Annotated in this window: 14 protein-coding genes; 6 read left to right on the plus strand and 8 right to left on the minus strand. The window is 71.7% G+C overall.

What is annotated here, in order from left to right:
* Positions 1-421 precede the first annotated feature (421 nt).
* The 6 genes from tkt to pgl all read left to right on the plus strand — a co-directional run bounded on the left by tkt (position 422) and on the right by pgl (position 8,682).
* Positions 422-2,554, plus strand: coding sequence for a transketolase (gene tkt / locus ACYVKZ_RS10660; protein ID WP_460992452.1), 2,133 nt, complete (start codon positions 422-424; stop codon positions 2,552-2,554).
* Positions 2,555-2,574: 20 nt separating this feature from the next.
* A complete protein-coding gene (gene tal, locus ACYVKZ_RS10665) occupies positions 2,575-3,696 on the plus strand; it encodes a transaldolase (protein ID WP_460992244.1) in 1,122 nt (373 codons plus the stop codon).
* Positions 3,693-5,303, plus strand: a complete 1,611-nt coding sequence (locus ACYVKZ_RS10670; protein WP_460992245.1) for a glucose-6-phosphate isomerase — start codon at positions 3,693-3,695, stop codon at positions 5,301-5,303. The genes tal and ACYVKZ_RS10670 overlap by 4 nt, the downstream gene beginning before the upstream one ends.
* Positions 5,304-5,388: 85 nt before the next feature.
* Positions 5,389-6,948: a glucose-6-phosphate dehydrogenase gene (zwf, locus tag ACYVKZ_RS10675; RefSeq protein ID WP_460992246.1), complete on the plus strand. Its 1,560-nt coding sequence runs from the start codon at positions 5,389-5,391 to the stop codon at positions 6,946-6,948.
* Complete coding sequence (locus ACYVKZ_RS10680; protein WP_460992247.1) at positions 6,945-7,886, plus strand: glucose-6-phosphate dehydrogenase assembly protein OpcA; 942 nt, start codon at positions 6,945-6,947, stop codon at positions 7,884-7,886. Before zwf ends, ACYVKZ_RS10680 begins: the two co-directional genes overlap by 4 nt.
* A complete protein-coding gene (pgl, locus tag ACYVKZ_RS10685) occupies positions 7,876-8,682 on the plus strand; it encodes a 6-phosphogluconolactonase (protein WP_460992248.1) in 807 nt (268 codons plus the stop codon). Before ACYVKZ_RS10680 ends, pgl begins: the two co-directional genes overlap by 11 nt.
* A gap of 98 nt (positions 8,683-8,780) precedes the next feature.
* Here the strand turns inward: pgl and secG are convergent, their stop codons facing one another.
* The 8 genes from secG to rapZ all read right to left on the minus strand — a co-directional run bounded on the left by secG (position 8,781) and on the right by rapZ (position 16,256).
* Entirely contained in the window at positions 8,781-9,038 is a 258-nt protein-coding gene (gene secG / locus ACYVKZ_RS10690) for a preprotein translocase subunit SecG (RefSeq protein ID WP_307006185.1), read from the minus strand.
* Between the two features lie 59 nt (positions 9,039-9,097).
* Positions 9,098-9,910, minus strand: coding sequence for a triose-phosphate isomerase (tpiA, locus tag ACYVKZ_RS10695; RefSeq protein WP_460992249.1), 813 nt, complete (start codon positions 9,908-9,910; stop codon positions 9,098-9,100).
* 72 nt (positions 9,911-9,982) lie between these two features.
* Entirely contained in the window at positions 9,983-11,227 is a 1,245-nt protein-coding gene (locus ACYVKZ_RS10700) for a phosphoglycerate kinase (protein ID WP_460992250.1), read from the minus strand.
* A 41-nt stretch (positions 11,228-11,268) separates the two neighbouring features.
* Complete coding sequence (gene gap / locus ACYVKZ_RS10705) at positions 11,269-12,276, minus strand: type I glyceraldehyde-3-phosphate dehydrogenase (protein WP_460992251.1); 1,008 nt, start codon at positions 12,274-12,276, stop codon at positions 11,269-11,271.
* Between the two features lie 241 nt (positions 12,277-12,517).
* Positions 12,518-13,141: a superoxide dismutase gene (locus ACYVKZ_RS10710; RefSeq protein ID WP_373457990.1), complete on the minus strand. Its 624-nt coding sequence runs from the start codon at positions 13,139-13,141 to the stop codon at positions 12,518-12,520.
* A 124-nt stretch (positions 13,142-13,265) separates the two neighbouring features.
* Positions 13,266-14,246 (minus strand): DNA-binding protein WhiA, encoded by a 981-nt coding sequence (whiA, locus tag ACYVKZ_RS10715; protein ID WP_307006192.1) that lies wholly within the window; start codon positions 14,244-14,246, stop codon positions 13,266-13,268.
* A gap of 43 nt (positions 14,247-14,289) precedes the next feature.
* The gene (locus ACYVKZ_RS10720) at positions 14,290-15,336 is read right to left on the minus strand and encodes a gluconeogenesis factor YvcK family protein (protein ID WP_460992252.1); all 1,047 of its coding nucleotides are present in this window, start codon (positions 15,334-15,336) and stop codon (positions 14,290-14,292) included.
* A complete protein-coding gene (gene rapZ, locus ACYVKZ_RS10725; protein WP_460992253.1) occupies positions 15,333-16,256 on the minus strand; it encodes an RNase adapter RapZ in 924 nt (307 codons plus the stop codon). The genes ACYVKZ_RS10720 and rapZ overlap by 4 nt, the downstream gene beginning before the upstream one ends.
* Between the last annotated feature and the right edge of the window lie 6 nt (positions 16,257-16,262).

Raw genomic sequence — 16,262 nt, forward strand, 5'->3', positions numbered from 1 at the left:
CTCTTCTACTCGGGATCGTCGGCCCCCGCAAGGGGTGCTCGGGGACCGCCTCCATGATACCCGCCGCCCGTGCGCGCCCCGGCTGGCTCCGCACCCCCCCCGGGGGTGCGGCCCCGCGTGGGCGCGGAGCGTTCACAGAGCGGAATATCGGTGGCAATTTCCTGAAACACCTCTCCCCCGGCCACGACCCGTGGATAGTATGAATGCTGGATGCCCTGCTGCTGGGACGCGCCCCGCGACGATATGCCAGCCAGACCGGTGGCCGGATATGTGTAGGGAAAGGCGCATGAGGGCAGTAGGCAGACACCGACAAACGTTTCGATGGTGAACGGCTGGCAGGATGCATTGCAGGGCCCACCATTCGCGTGCCCCGTAGGCTCCCTGCCGCCAGCAATGGAGAGGGGCCGTGTACGTGCCTGCTGTGGATGTGCAAGAACTGACCTGGACCGACCTGGACCGCAAGGCCGTCGACACCATCCGCGTGCTCGCGGCGGACGCGGTGCAGAAGGTGGGCAACGGCCACCCCGGCACGGCGATGAGCCTGGCACCGGCCGCGTACCTGCTGTTCCAGAAGCTCATGCGCCACGATCCGGCGGACCCGACGTGGATCGGCCGCGACCGGTTCATCCTCTCCCCCGGGCACTCCTCCCTGACGCTGTACATCCAGCTGTTCCTGGCCGGCTACGGCCTCGAGCTGAAGGACCTCGAGTCGCTGCGCACGTGGGGCTCGCTGACCCCGGGCCACCCGGAGTACGGCCACACCAAGGGCGTGGAGATCACCACGGGCCCGCTCGGACAGGGCCTGGCCTCCTCGGTCGGGTTCGCCTACTCCGGCCGCCGCGAGCGGGGCCTCTACGACCCGCAGGCCGCCACCGGCGAGTCCCCGTTCGACCACACGGTGTGGGTCATCGCCTCCGACGGCGACCTGCAGGAGGGCGTGACCTCCGAGGCGTCCTCGCTGGCCGGCCACCAGGAGCTGGGCAACCTCGTGGTGATCTACGACGAGAACCACATCTCCATCGAGGACGACACCGACGTCGCCTTCACCGAGGACGTCCTCAAGCGGTACGAGGCCTACGGCTGGCACACCCAGCGCGTCGACTGGACCGCGACGGGCGAGTACAAGGAGGACGTCCCCGCTCTCTACGACGCCCTCGTCGCGGCCAAGGCCGAGACCGGCCGGCCCTCGATCATCTCCCTGCGCACCATCATCGGCTGGCCCGCCCCGACCAAGCAGAACACCGGCAAGGTCCACGGCTCGGCCCTGGGCGCCGAGGAGGTCGCGGCCCTGAAGGAGATCCTCGGCTTCGACCCGGAGAAGTCCTTCGACGTCGACCCCGAGGTCCTCGAGCACACCCGCAAGGCCGTCGAGCGCGGCGAGCAGGCCAAGGCCGCCTGGCAGGAGTCCTTCGACGCGTGGAAGGCCGCCAACCCCGACGCCGCGAAGCTGCACGAGCGGATCCAGGCGCGCCGCCTGCCCGAGGGCTGGGACGAGTCGCTGCCGGAGTTCCCGGCCGGCAAGGACGTCTCCACCCGCGCCGCCTCGGGCAAGGTCCTCAACGCGATCGGCCCCGTCCTCCCCGAGCTGTGGGGCGGGTCCGCGGACCTTGCGGAGTCGAACAACACCACGATCGAGGGCTCGCCCTCGTTCATCCCGGCCTCCCGCTCGACCCACGCCTGGGAGGGCAACCCCTACGGGCGCGTGCTCCACTTCGGCATCCGCGAGCACGCGGCCGCCGCGATCGTCAACGGCATCACCCTCGGCGGCAGGACCCGGGCGTTCTCCGGGACGTTCCTGATCTTCTCGGACTACCAGCGTCCGGCCATTCGCCTCTCGGCGCTCATGGGGATCCCGTCCACCTACGTGTGGACGCACGACTCGATCGGCCTCGGCGAGGACGGCCCCACCCACCAGCCGGTCGAGCAGCTCGCCTCCCTGCGCGCCATCCCGGGCCTGGACGTGGTCCGCCCCGCCGACGCGAACGAGACCGCCCAGGCCTGGAAGGCCATCCTCGAGCACACCGACCGCCCGGCCGGGATCGTGCTGACCCGCCAGAACCTCCCCACGTGGGAGCGCGGCCAGAACGGATCGGGCCAGAACGGATCGGGCCAGGGCGGCTTCGCCTCGGCGGCGAACGTCTCCAAGGGCGGCTACGTCCTCGCCGAGGCCCAGCGCGACGGCGCCGACGTCGCCCCGGACGTCATCCTCATCGCGACCGGCTCCGAGGTCCAGCTCGCCGTCGCAGCCCGCGAGGCGCTGGCCGCCGAGGGCATCGCGGCCCGGGTGGTCTCGATGCCGTGCGTGGAGTGGTTCGACGCCCAGGACGCCCAGTACCGCGAGTCCGTGCTGCCCGCCGCCGTCCGGGCGCGCGTCTCGGTCGAGGCCGGCCTGGCCCTGACCTGGCACCGCTTCGTCGGCGACGCCGGCCGCTCGGTCAGCCTCGAGCACTACGGCGCCTCCGCCGACTACAAGACCCTCTTCACCGAGTTCGGCATCACCGCCGAAGCGGTCACCGCCGCCGCCAAGGACTCCATCGCCGCCGCCGCGGCCTGATCCCCCGAGGAGCACCTCACATGACTACCCCTACCCAGGCCCTCTCCGACGCGGGCGTGTCCATCTGGCTCGATGACCTCTCCCGGCTCCGCCTCCAGGACGGCTCGCTGGCAGCGCTCATCTCCGAGAAGAACGTGGTCGGCGTGACCACCAACCCGACGATCTTCCAGGCCGCGATCACCAAGGGCCACGGCTACGACGCCCAGCTGCGCGAGCTCGTCGCGGACGGCGCCGACGCCGAGAAGACCGTCTTCGAGATCACCACGGCCGACGTCTCCGACGCCTGCCGGCTCTTCGCCCCCGTCGCCGAGGCCACCCGCGGCGTCGACGGCCGGGTCTCCATCGAAGTCGACCCGCGCCTGGCGTGGGACACCGCCGCCACCATCGCCGAGGCCAAGCGCCTGCACGCCAAGGTCGCCGAGCCGAACGTGCACATCAAGATCCCCGCGACGCTCGAGGGCCTCGAGGCCATCTCCGCCACGCTCGCCGAGGGCATCAGCGTCAACGTGACCCTGATCTTCTCCCTCACCCGCTACCGCGCCGTCATCAACGCGTTCATGACCGGCCTCGAGAAGGCCAAGGCTGCGGGGCACGACCTGTCCCAGATCCACTCGGTCGCCTCGTTCTTCGTCTCCCGCGTGGACACCGAGATCGACAAGCGCCTCGAGAAGATCGGCACCGAGCAGGCCACGGCCCTCAAGGGCAAGGCCGGGCTCGCCAACGCCCGCCTCGCCTACCAGATCTACGAGGAGGAGTTCACCACCGAGCGGTGGAAGCTCCTCGCCGACGCCGGCGCCCTCCCGCAGCGCCCACTGTGGGCCTCGACCGGGGTCAAGGACCCGGCCCTGCCCGACACCCTGTACGTCACGGGCCTCGTCGCCCCGGGCGTGGTCAACACGATGCCCGAGAAGACCCTCGAGGCGACCTTCGACCACGCCGAGGTCACCGGGGACACCGTGACCGGCACCTACGCCGAGGCCAACGCCCACCTCGACGCCCTCGCCGAGCTCGGCATCGACTACAACGACGTCGTCGCCGTCCTCGAGTCCGAGGGCCTGGACAAGTTCGTCGCCTCCTGGAACGACCTCCTCGCCGACGTCGAGCGCACCCTCTCCGAGACCGCCCACGGAGCCCGCGCATGAGCGCGCTGACCTTCGGGGCGACGGGCGCTGCCCGGGCGGCCGTCGACGCGCACGTCCCCCAGCTGGCGGCCGACGCCGTGGCCAGCCGCATCTTCGCCAAGGACGCCGCCCTGTGGGGCCCGGACGCGGAAGAGGAGTCGGGCAAGCGCCTGGGGTGGACGGAGGCCGCCACGGTCTCCCAGCCCCTCGTCGCCGAGATCACCGCGCTGCGCGACGCGTTCCGCTCCGAGGGCGTGGACCGGATCGTCCTGTGCGGCATGGGCGGCTCCTCCCTGGCGCCCGAGGTGATCGCGGGCACCGCGGGGGTCCCCCTCGTGGTCCTCGACTCGACCGATCCCGAGCAGGTCGCCGCGGCCCTCGCCGAGCGCCTCGAGAACACCGCCATCGTCGTCTCGTCCAAGTCCGGCTCCACGGTCGAGACCGACTCGCAGCGCCGGGCCTTCGAGGCGGCGTTCACGGCGGCCGGCATCGACGCGGCCTCCCGCATCGTGGTCGTGACCGATCCCGGCTCGCCGCTCGAGAGCGCCTCCCGCGAGGCCGGGTACCGGGCCGTGTTCAAGGCCGACCCGACAGTCGGCGGCCGCTACTCGGCGCTGACCGCCTTCGGCCTCGTCCCGGCAGGGCTCGCCGGCGTCGACCTCCAGGCGCTCCTCGACGAGGCCGAGGAAGCAGTGGAGCTCCTGCGGGACGACTCGGAGGAGAACATCGGCCTGCAGCTCGGGGCGGCCCTCGGCGGCACGGCCCCCCTGCGGGACAAGATCGTGATCGTCGAGGACGGCTCCGGCATCGCCGGCTTCGCGGACTGGGCCGAGCAGCTCATCGCCGAGTCGACCGGCAAGATCGGCCGCGGCGTCCTCCCTGTGGTCGCCGGCGCGGACGCCCCCGAGGTCACCTCGGGAGCGGAGGACGTGCTCGTCGTCCGGCTGGTCTCCGCGGACGGGGAGCCCTCGCTCGGGGCCAACGAGGCGGCGGTCGGCGGCTCGCTCGCCACGCAGATGCTCGTCTGGGAGTTCGCGACCGCCGTGGCCGGGCGCCTGCTCGGCATCAACCCGTTCGACCAGCCCGACGTCGAGGCGGCCAAGGCCGCGGCACGGGGACTCCTGGACGCCCAGCCGGAGCCCACGCCCGCGCTCTTCACCGAGGGCGCGATCGAGGTGCGCGGCGGCGACTGGCTCGAGGGTGCCTCGACCGTCGAGGAGGCGCTCAGGGCGCTGCTGTCCCAGCTCGGCTCCGCCGGCTACCTGAGCGTGCAGGCCTACCTCGACCGGCTCGCCTACCCGAAGCTCGAGTCGGTCCGCGACGAGCTCGCCGCGGCCACTGGACGCCCGACGACGTTCGGCTGGGGCCCGCGCTTCCTGCACTCGACCGGGCAGTTCCACAAGGGTGGGCCCGCCGTCGGCGTCTTCCTCCAGATCACGGCGGACGCCGAGCACGACGTCGAGATCCCCGAGCGCCCCTTCACCTTCGGGCGGCTCATCGCCGCGCAGGCCGCCGGCGACGCGCAGGTGCTGCGCGACCACGGGCGCCCCGTGCTGCAGCTCCATCTCACCGACCGCGCGGCAGGCGTCGCGCAGCTGACCGGTCTCATCTCGGCGCTCGCGCGCTGACGCCCACGAGCGGCCGGCCCGGACGCACCGGGTCGGCCGCTCGTGTCCGCTGCGCGGACCGCCTCCGATGGACTAGAAAGGCATCATGCCAGAGAACGACAACGGCGCGACCGGGACGAAGCGGCGCTCGAATCCGCTGCGCGACCCGCGCGACCGGCGCCTGAACCGCATCGCGGGGCCCTCGTCCCTCGTGCTCTTCGGGGTGACCGGCGACCTCGCGCGCAAGAAGCTCATGCCCGCGGTGTACGACCTCGCCAACCGCGGCCTCCTGCCCCCGAGCTTCGCCCTCGTGGGCTTCGCCCGCCGCGAATGGGAGCACGAGGACTTCGCGGAGGAGGTCAAGGCCTCCGTCAAGCAGTACGCCCGCACTCCGTTCGACGAGACCGTCTGGGCGCAGCTGAACGAGGGCGTCCGGTTCGTCCAGGGCTCCTTCGACGACGACGAGGCGTTCGAGAACCTCAAGACCACCCTCGAGGAGCTCGACGCGAAGCGCGGCACGCGGGGCAACCATGCGTTCTACCTCTCGATTCCCCCCAAGGCGTTCGAGCAGGTGTGCCGGCAGCTCTCCGACCACGGCCTCGCCCAGCCGGAGGAGGGGAAGTGGCGCAGGGTCGTCATCGAGAAGCCGTTCGGGCATGACCTGGCCTCGGCCCGCGCCCTGAACGACATCGTGGAGTCCGTCTTCCCGCCGGATGCCGTCTTCCGCATCGACCACTATCTCGGCAAGGAGACGGTCCAGAACATCCTCGCGCTGCGGTTCGCGAACATGCTGTTCGAGCCCATCTGGAACGCCAACTACGTGGACCACGTGCAGATCACCATGGCCGAGGACATCGGCACCGGCGGCCGCGCGGGCTACTACGACGGCGTCGGCGCGGCCCGCGACGTCATCCAGAACCACCTCCTCCAGCTCCTCGCGCTGACGGCAATGGAGGAGCCGATCTCCTTCAACGCGGACGACCTGCGCGCCGAGAAGGAGAAGGTCCTCGCCGCGGTGCGGCTGCCCGAGGACCTCTCGACCCATTCGGCCCGGGGCCAGTACCTGGGCGGGTGGCAGGGCGGCGAGCTCGTCAAGGGCTACCTCGAGGAGGACGGCATTCCCGCCGACTCGACGACGGAGACCTACGCCGCGATCCGCGTGGACATCCACACCCGCCGCTGGGCGGGCGTCCCGTTCTACCTGCGCGCGGGCAAGCGGCTCGGCCGCCGCGTGACCGAGATCGCCGTCGTGTTCAAGCGCGCCCCCAACCTGCTGTTCCAGGACCAGGAGGAGGCCGAGTTCGGGCAGAACGCCGTGGTGATCCGGGTCCAGCCCGACGAGGGCGCGACGATCCGGTTCGGCTCCAAGGTCCCGGGCACGCAGATGGAGGTCCGGGACGTGAGCATGGACTTCGGCTACGGGCACTCCTTCACCGAGTCCTCCCCCGAGGCCTACGAGCGCCTGATCCTCGATGTCCTCCTCGGCGAGCCCCCGCTGTTCCCCCGGCACCAGGAGGTGGAGCTGTCCTGGAAGATCCTCGACCCGTACGAGGAGCACTGGGACAGCACGGGCGAGCAGCCCGAACCGTACGAGCCGGGCAGCTGGGGCCCCCGCAGCGCCGACGAGCTCCTCGCCCGCGACGGACGCACCTGGAGGCGACCATGATCATCGACCTGCCGAACACCACGACGTCGAGGATCTCCAAGGAGATCACCAACCTGCGCCACCGGGGCGGCGTCGTCGCCCTCGGGCGCGTCCTCACGCTCGTGGTCATCACCAAGCACGGGTTCGAGGAGGAGGCGATCGAGGCCGCCAACCAGGCCAGCCGGGAGCACCCCTGCCGCATCATCGTGCTCGTCGACTCGGGCCAGGACGCGGCGGACCGCCTCGACGGGCAGATCCGGGTCGGCGGGGACGCCGGCGCCTCGGAGGTGATCGTGCTGCGCGGCTACGGCCGGCTGGCCGAGGAGAGCGAGTCGCTCGTCGCGGCGCTGCTCCTGCCGGACGCGCCGATCGTCGCCTGGTGGCCGCACGGCGCCCCGGACAACGCGAGCGCCACCTCGATCGGGTGCATCGCCCACCGCCGCATCACGGACTCGGGCAACGAGCCCGACCCCACCGCGGCGCTCTTCCACCTGCGTCAGACGTACCGTCCCGGCGACACGGACCTCGCATGGACGCGCCTGACGAACTGGCGCATCCAGCTGGCCGCCGCGCTGGACCAGGTCGACCCCGAGCCGGTCACCGCCGTCACGGTGGAGGGTGCCTCGGACTCGCCCAGCACCGTGCTGCTCGCCGCGTGGCTCGGGCTCACCCTCGACAGCCCCGTGACGATCGTGGCCGATCCGGCGGGCACCGGCATCCGGCGGGTCCGCCTCCGGCGCTCCACGGGGGACGTCCAGCTGCACCGGCCGGGGTTCACGGTCGCGGAGCTCACCCAGCCCGACCAGCCCACGCAGCGCATTGCCCTGCCGCGGCGCAGTCTGCAAGACTGCCTCACCGAAGAGCTGCGCAGGCTCGACCCGGACGAGGTCTTCGGCGAAGTCCTCACCTCCGGCCTGCCGCGCACGAACCTGAGGAGTGTGCAGCCGAGTGAGCGCTGATCCCCGTGTGAGCATCCATCCCGACTCCTCCGTGCTGCTGGCCGCGATCGCGGCCCGCCTGATCACGAAGCTCGTGGACACCCAGGACCGGTACGGCGAGGCGACGATCGTGCTCACCGGCGGGACGATGGGCATCGGCACCCTGCGCGCCGTCGCCGACTCGCCGGCGTGCCGCGCCGTCGACTGGTCGAAGGTCAACGTGTGGTGGGGCGACGAGCGCTTCGTCGAGGCCGACTCCCCGGACCGCAACACCGTCCAGGCGGACGAGGCGCTGCTCGGGAGGCTGGCGGTGGACCCGGCGCGTGTGCACCGCCCCGGCGCGGCGGGAGACTTCGCGACGGCTGACGATGCCGCGGCGGACTACGCCCGCAGGCTGGCCGAGGCCGCCTCCGCCGAGCACGAGTCCGAGCTGCCGGGCGGCGTCCGCGGGGTGCCCCGCTTCGACGTGCTGCTCCTCGGGGTGGGGCCCGACGCGCACGTGGCCTCCCTGTTCCCCGAGATGGCGGGGATCCGGGAGACCGAGCGCACGGTGGTCGGCGTCGAGAACGCGCCCAAGCCGCCGCCGTCCCGCATCTCACTGACGCTGCCGGCGATCAAGTCCGCGGACGAGGTGTGGATGCTCGTAGCCGGCGAGGACAAGGCCGGCGCCGTGGGCCTTGCCCTGGCCGGGGCGGGCGCCGTGCACGTGCCGGCCGCGGGAGCGAGGGGCCGGACGCGCACGCTCTGGCTCATCGACGCCGCGGCCGCCGCCAAGGTGCCCCAGGAGCTGGTCCGCAAGGAGCCGGCGTCGGCCTAGGGACGCGGGGCCGGGCGGGCCCATAGCTGATACGACGAGGCCGGGACCAGCGGATGCTGGTCCCGGCCTCGTCGTGCTGGGAAGGCGCGCTGCCCGGGTCAGGACGCCCCGGTGCTGGAGAAGCGCATGATGAGCCCGAGGGCGATGATCACCACGCCCCAGGTGATCCCCAAGATGATCGTGAAGCGGTTGAGGTTCCTCTCGGCGACACCGGAGGACGCCAGGCCGGAGGACATGCCGCCGCCGAACATGTCCGACAGGCCACCGCCGCGGCCCTTGTGCATGAGGATCAGCATGGTGAGCAGGAGGCTCGTGATGCCCAGGATGATCTGCAGGATGATCTGGAGTACTTCCACAGGTTTGCCTCGTGGCCTTCCGTCAGCTCTCGTACGTGGTCGCGGCGATGCCGACGCTGCTAGGCGCCCGCGTGGCTCTCGAACCTGACAATGCTAGCAAACTCGGCGACGTCCAGGCTCGCTCCGCCCACGAGCACGCCGTCGACGTCCTGCTCGGCGAGGATGGCCGCGGCGTTGGCCGCCTTGACCGATCCCCCGTACAGGAGGCGGGCGGCGCGGGCGGCCTCGTCGCCGAACAGCACGGCGAGCTCGGCGCGCAGGGCCGCGCACATCTCCTGCGCGTCGCCGGGGCCGGCGACCTCGCCGGTGCCGATGGCCCACACCGGCTCGTAGGCGACGACGAGCTGGGCGGCCTGCTCGGCCGTGAGGCCCTCGACGTCGGCCCGGAGCTGGGCCAGGGTGTGCTCGACGTGCGTGCCCGCCTGGCGGACCTCGAGCCCCTCGCCGACGCACAGGATCGGGACGAGCCCGTGCTTGTACGCCGCCTTGACCTTCGCGCCCAGGACCTCGTCTGACTCGCCGTGCACGGTGCGCCGCTCGGAGTGGCCCACGAGGACGTAGCGGCAGCCGAGCTTGGCGAGGAAGGCGCCGCTGATGTCGCCGGTGTAGGCGCCCGAGTCGAACTGGGAGAGGTCCTGGCCGCCGTAGGCGATGGCGAGGTCGTCGCCGGCCACGAGGGTCTGGACGCCGCGGAGGTCGGTGAACGGCGGGAACACCGCGACCTCGACGCGCGCGTAGTCGTGCTTCGCGTCATCGAGGGTCCAGGCGAGCTTCTGGAGCAGGGTGATGGCCTGGACGTGGTCCATGTTCATCTTCCAGTTGCCGGCGATGAGGGGGGTGCGCTCGAACGTGCCGTTCGCGGAGGTGGTCACGGGTGGCTCCTGACGAGGTGGTGGGGTGGGCACAGGGAGGCCCCGCCGCCGGGCGGCGGCGGGGCCGGGGGCTCAGGCTCCGAGGGCGGTCAGGCCGGGGAGCTCCTTGCCCTCGAGGTACTCGAGGCTCGCGCCGCCGCCGGTCGAGATGTGCCCGAACTGGGCATCGACGAAGCCGAGCGTGCGGACGGCCGCCGCGGAGTCGCCGCCGCCGACGACGGTCAGGGCGCCGGCCGCCGTCGCGTCGACGAGGCCCTGGGCGACGGCCTTGGTGCCCGCCGCGAAGGCCGGGAACTCGAACACGCCCATCGGGCCGTTCCAGAACACGGTCTTCGCCCCGGCGATCTCCTGGGCGAACGCCGCGGCGGTGTCGGGCCCGATGTCGAGGCCGATGCCGGCGGCACCGAAGGACGTGTCCTCGATCGCGTCGGCTGCGGCGACCTCGTGGTCGGCGTCGGCTCCGAACTTCGAGGCGACCACCACGTCGGTCGGGAGCACGAACTGGGTCCCGGCGGCCGCGGCGCGCGCGAGGTAGTCCTTCACCGTGGCGATCTGGTCCTGCTCGAGCAGGCTCGCACCGACCTTGTGCCCCTGGGCCGCGAGGAAGGTGAAGAGCATGCCGCCGCCGACCAGGAGCTTGTCCGCCTTGCCGATGAGATTGGCGATGACGGCGAGCTTGTCGGAGACCTTGGAGCCGCCCAGGACCACGACGTAGGGGCGCTCGGCGCCGTCGGTGAGGCGGCGGAGCACCTCGACCTCGGTCCGGACAAGCTCGCCGAGGTAGGCGGGCAGGACGCCCGCGATGTCGTACACGGAGGCGTGCTTGCGGTGCACGGCGCCGAAGGCGTCGTCCACGTAGGCGCCGTTGTCTCCGGTGAGGGAGGCGAGCTCGCGGGCGAAGGCGGCGCGCTCGGCGTCGTCCTTGCTCGTCTCGCGGGGATCGAAGCGGACGTTCTCGAGGACGAGCACCTGTCCGTCCTCAAGCGAGCCGGCGAGGGCCTTGGCGCTGTCCCCCACCGTGTCCTCGGCGCGCAGGACGGTGACGCCGGCGGCCGAGGCGAGCTCCGCCAGGCGGTCGGCGGCGGGCTTGATCGTGTACTTGGGGTCCGGGGCGCCCTTGGGCCGGCCCAGATGGGCCATCACCAGGACGCGGGCCCCGGCTTCGGCGAGCTTCTGGATCACGGGCAGGGAGGCGCGGACGCGTCCGTCGTCGGTGACGGTGGAACCGTCGAGCGGCACGTTCAGATCCGAACGGACCAGAACGTGCCGCCCACGGACACCATCGGCGAGCAGGTCGTCGAGAGTGCGTGCAGTCATGGACTCAGGCTATCCGAGTTCTTCGTGCGTTACGGCGCGGGTCAGAGCTTGGACGCGACGAGCTCGGTCAGGTCCACGAGGCGGTTCGAGTAGCCCCACTCGTTGTCGTACCACGAGACGACCTTGACCTGGTTGCCGATCACCTTGGTGAGGCCGGAGTCGAAGATCGACGACGCCGGGTCCCCGACGATGTCGGAGGACACGATCGGGTCCTCCGTGTAGGTGAGGAAGCCCGCGAGCGGGCCGGACTCGGAGGCGGCCCTGACCGCTGCGTTGACCTCGTCCTTGGTGACCTCGCGGGAGACCGTGACGGTCAGGTCGGTGGCGGAGCCGGTGGGGACGGGCACGCGGATGGCGTAGCCGTCGAGCTTGCCCTTGAGCTCGGGCAGGACCAGGCCGATGGCCTTCGCCGCGCCGGTCGAGGTGGGGACCATGTTGATGGCGGCGGCGCGGGCCCGGCGGAGGTCGCGGTGCGGGCCGTCCTGGAGGTTCTGGTCCGCGGTGTAGGCGTGGACCGTGGTCATGAGGCCCCGCTCGATCCCGAACGCGTCGTTGATGGCCTTGGCCAGCGGGCCGAGGCAGTTGGTGGTGCAGGACGCGTTGGAGATGATGTTGTGGTTGGCCGGATCGTAGATCGCGTCGTTGACGCCCATGACGATCGTGACGTCCTCGTCCGTGGCAGGGGCCGAGATGATGACCTTCTTCGCGCCCGCGGCGAGGTGCTTCTTGGCGCCCTCGGCCTTGGTGAAGAAGCCGGTGGACTCGATGACGATGTCCACGCCGAGCTCGCCCCACGGCAGGTTGGCCGGGTCGCGCTCGGCCAGCACCTTGATCTCCTTGCCGCCGACGACGATGATCCCCTCGCGGACCTCCACGGACTCGGAGAGGCGGCCGGTGATCGAGTCGTACTTGAGCAGGTGGGCGAGGGTCTCGGGGCTCGTCAGGTCGTTGACGGCCACGATCTCGAGGTCTGCGCCCTGGGAGAGAGCTGCGCGGAAGAAGTTGCGCCCGATGCGGCCGAAGCCGTTGATGCCAATTCGAGTGGTCACTCTGGTCGATCTCCTTGATGCTCAGTCGAGCATCCGCGAAGACTGCTCGAACTGTTAGACGGTCACCGCACGTCGTTGGGCAGAGATTTGCACAGGGAAAGGCCGACAGCCCAAGTCTCCATTGTCATGGCTGAAAGGCCGCACGGGCCTTTCCGGTCCCCATCCTACGGCGAAAGGGCCCGTCCGGGAACAGACGGACCCTTTCGCACTGAAAGTCACAAAATGTGACGCAGATCTCCGGTCAGGAGAAGGTGATGAGGCCCTTGGCGCCGGCGCGGGCGGCCTCGAAGCGGCGGGCCACGTCGGCCCAGTTGACGATGTTCCAGAAGGCCTTGACGTAGTCGGCCTTGACGTTCTGGTAGTCGAGGTAGAACGCGTGCTCCCACATGTCGAGCTGGAGGAGCGGGGTCGTCGCGACCGGAACGCCGTTCTGCTGGTCGTACATCTGCTCGATGACCAGGTTCCCACCGATGGGCTCGTAGGCGAGGATGGCCCAGCCCGAGCCCTGGATGGTCGTGGCGGCCGCCGTGAAGTGGCTGCGGAAGGCGTCGAACGAGCCGAAGAACTCGTCGACCGCGGAGGCCAGCTCGCCCTCGGGCTTGTCGCCGCCGTCCGGGGAGAGGTTGTTCCAGAAGATCGAGTGGTTGAGGTGGCCGCCGAGGTTGAACTGGAGGTCCTTCGAGAGCTTGGCGGCGGCCGCGCCGTCGCCGTTCGACCGCGCCTCGGCCATCTTCTCGAGGGCCGTGTTGGCACCGGCGACGTAGGCCGCGTGGTGCTTGTCGTGGTGGAGCTCCATGATCCGGGCCGAGATGTGCGGCTCGAGGGCGGCGTAGTCGTACGGGAGCTCTGGCAGTACGTAGGTCACAACATCCTCCATCGGTTGGCTCCCCGCGCGCGCTGGTCGCGGCACGCGGGCTGGTGACGGCTCCATCCTAAGCAGATGCGCCGGATGGGATACCGATCATTGCGGTACCCGCGACGGGGGACGGTCAACCGTCGAGCATCTCCGGCGTCACGTTGGCCTCGGTCCCGGGGACGCCCTCCTCGGCGGCCTTCTTGTCCGCCATGGCCAGGAGGCGGCGGATCCGGCCCGCGATCGCGTCCTTCGTCATGGGCGGGTCCGCGAGCCGGCCCAGCTCGTCGAGGCTCGCCTGCTTGTGGGCCACGCGCAGCTCGCCGGCGTAGCGGAGATGCTCCGGGACGTCGGTGCCGAGGATCTCCAGGGCCCGCTCCACGCGGGCGCCGGCCGCCACGGCGGCCTGGGCGGACCGGCGCAGGTTGGCGTCGTCGAAGTTGGCCAGCCGGTTCGCCGTCGCCCGGACCTCCTTGCGCATGCGCCGTTCCTCCCACGCCATGAGCGCGTCGTGGGCGCCCATACGCGTCAGCAGCGCGGCGATCGCGTCGCCGTCGCGCACGACGACGCGGTCCACCCCGCGCACCTCGCGCGCCTTCGCCGCGATCCCCAGCCTGCGGGCGGCGCCCACGAGGGCGAGCGCGGCCTCCGGCCCCGGGCAGGTGACCTCGAGGGAGCTCGAGCGCCCGGGCTCGGTGAGCGATCCGTGGGCGAGGAAGGCCCCGCGCCAGACTGCCTCCGCGTCCGCGGCGGAGCCATTGACGACCGTGGACGGCAGGCCGCGGACCGGGCGGCCGCGGTTGTCGAGGAGCCCGGTCTGGCGGGCGAGGGCCTCGCCGTCGCGCACCACCCGCACCACATACCGGCTCCCGCGCCGGAGCCCGCCCCCGGAGACGACGATGATCTCGCTGGGGTGCCCGTAGACCTCGGCGATGGCGGCCCGGAGCCGGCGCGCCGTGGCGGCGAGGTCCACCTCGGCCTCGATGACGATCCGCCCCGAGATGATGTGGAGGCCGCCGGCGAACCGCAGCATGGCCGAGACCTCCGCCTTGCGCTCGGAGGACTTCTTGACCGTCAGCCGCGACAGCTCGTCCTTGACGCTCTGGGTCAATGCCATGGCTGTCCTTCCTGCTCCCGCGGCGCCCGCACCGGACCCACGCTCAACGTCCCGCCGCGGGGGTCCCGCCCCCGGTGAAGACCTCATGGTACGCACCGGCCAGCCGGAGCGCGTCGTGCACCGGCCGTCGGCCGGAAGACCTCACTCTATCGAAGAGGACCTGCGCTCCGAGTTCCGCGGCGACCCGCTCGAACTCGCCGCGGTCCGCCACGGAGGCATGGTCCGCGATCACGGCGTCGACCCGGAACCCGGGGGCGACCCGCTGGAGGGCGCGGAGGTGGTCTGCCGCGCTCATCCCCGAGGTCTCCTTGGTGTCGACCGCGAGGTTCATGGTCAGGCAGCGGCGCGCCGGGGTGTCGACGAGGGCCTGGCGCAGCTGCGGCAGGAGCAGGTGCGGCAGGACCGAGGTGTACCAGGAGCCCGGACCGAGCACCACCCAGTCGGCGAGCTCGATCGCGCTGAGGGTCTCGGGGCACGCGGGGGCGTCGTCGGGCTCGAGCCGCACGTCCTCGAGGCGCCCGGCCACCGCGCACGCCGCCTGCCCGCGGATGGTCTCCACCCGCGTGGGGCCCCCGTGGGCGCCCCCGCCGGTGACAAGGACGTCGCCCTCGATGGTCAGGGGCACGCGGGACATCGGCAGCACCTGGCCCCGGGCACCGAGCAGGGCACCGGCCCAGCGCAGGCCGTCGACGACGTCCCCCAGCAGCTCCCACAGGGTGACGATGAGCAGGTTGCCCATGGCGTGGTTGTCGAGGCCGCTCGTGCCCGCCGGGGAGCGGAACCGGTGCTGCATGACGTCGCGCCAGGTCCTCCCCCAGTCGGTGTCGTCACACAGCGCGGCCAAGGCCATCCGGAGGTCGCCCGGGGGGAGGACGCCGAAGTCGGCCCGGAGGCGGCCGGAGGACCCGCCGTCGTCCGCGACGGTGACGACGGCGGTGAGCTCCGTGGTGAGCAGACGCAGGGCGGACAGCGAGGCGGCGAGGCCGTGGCCGCCCCCGAGGGCGACGACGGAGGGGCCCTTGGGCTTGCCGCCGTCGGTGCCCGCGCCGGGGCGGATGAGGGGCAGCGGCCCCGTGAAGAGCGTGCTCACTCGCGGCCGAGGTCCCGGTGCGCCGTGGTGACCGTGACCCGGGGCTGCTGGGCGAGGCGCTTGGAGATCTCCTCGGCGATCGCCACCGAGCGGTGCTTGCCGCCGGTGCAGCCGATGGCGATCGTGGCATAGTGCTTGTTCTCGCGGCGGTAGCCCGCCAGCACGGGCTCGAGGGCGTTCACGTACCGCTCGACGAACTCCTGCGCCCCGTTGGCCACGAGCACGTAGTCACGCACGTCCGGGTCGAGGCCGGTGTGCGGGCGCAGCTGGGGCACCCAGTGCGGGTTGGGGAGGAAGCGCACGTCGGCGACGAAGTTGGCGTCGGCCGGGAGCCCGTACTTGAAGCCGAAGCTCATGACGTTCAGCCGGACCGTCACCGGGCCCTTCTCCGAGAAGAGCTCGGTGATGGCCGTCGCGAGCCCGTGCACGTTGAAGTCGGAGGTGTCGAGGACGATCGTCGCGTGGTCCCTGAGCTCGCGCAGGAGGGTCCGCTCCTCGGCGATGCCGTCCGAGATGCGCCCGCCCTCCTGGAGGGGGTGGGGGCGCCGCCCCTGCTCGAACCGGCGGATGAGCACGTCGTCGCTCGCGTCGAGGAACAGCATGCGGTACTCCGTGCCGCTCGAGGCGAGCTGGGCGAGGGCATCGCGGATGTCGGCGAAGAGCGCCTTGCTGCGCACGTCCATGACGACGGCGAGCTTGGGGATCCGGTCCGGCGAGTGGCGCACGAGGTCGGAGAGGGTGCCGAGCAGCTGCGGCGGGAGGTTCTCCACGACGTACCACCCGTGGTCCTCGAGGGCGTTCGCCGCGGTGCTCCGGCCCGCGCCGGACATGCCCGTGACGATGAGCAGCTCGGACGCGGGCGGCCTGACCGGGGTCAGGTCTGTCTCGTGGCCGGCCTCGGCCGCGCTCGTCTCCGTCATGGTGCC

The sequence above is a fragment of the Sinomonas soli genome (assembly GCF_054782415.1).

Excerpts from the sequence above, each read along its gene's own strand:
- zwf (WP_460992246.1), top strand. The coding sequence starts at position 5,389 with ATGCCAGAGAACGACAACGGCGCGACCGGGACGAAGCGGCGCTCGAAT.
- ACYVKZ_RS10700 (WP_460992250.1), bottom strand. The coding sequence starts at position 11,227 with ATGACTGCACGCACTCTCGACGACCTGCTCGCCGATGGTGTCCGTGGG.
- ACYVKZ_RS10670 (WP_460992245.1), top strand. The coding sequence starts at position 3,693 with ATGAGCGCGCTGACCTTCGGGGCGACGGGCGCTGCCCGGGCGGCCGTC.
- tal (WP_460992244.1), top strand. The coding sequence starts at position 2,575 with ATGACTACCCCTACCCAGGCCCTCTCCGACGCGGGCGTGTCCATCTGG.
- rapZ (WP_460992253.1), bottom strand. The coding sequence starts at position 16,256 with ATGACGGAGACGAGCGCGGCCGAGGCCGGCCACGAGACAGACCTGACC.
- whiA (WP_307006192.1), bottom strand. The coding sequence starts at position 14,246 with ATGGCATTGACCCAGAGCGTCAAGGACGAGCTGTCGCGGCTGACGGTC.
- ACYVKZ_RS10680 (WP_460992247.1), top strand. The coding sequence starts at position 6,945 with ATGATCATCGACCTGCCGAACACCACGACGTCGAGGATCTCCAAGGAG.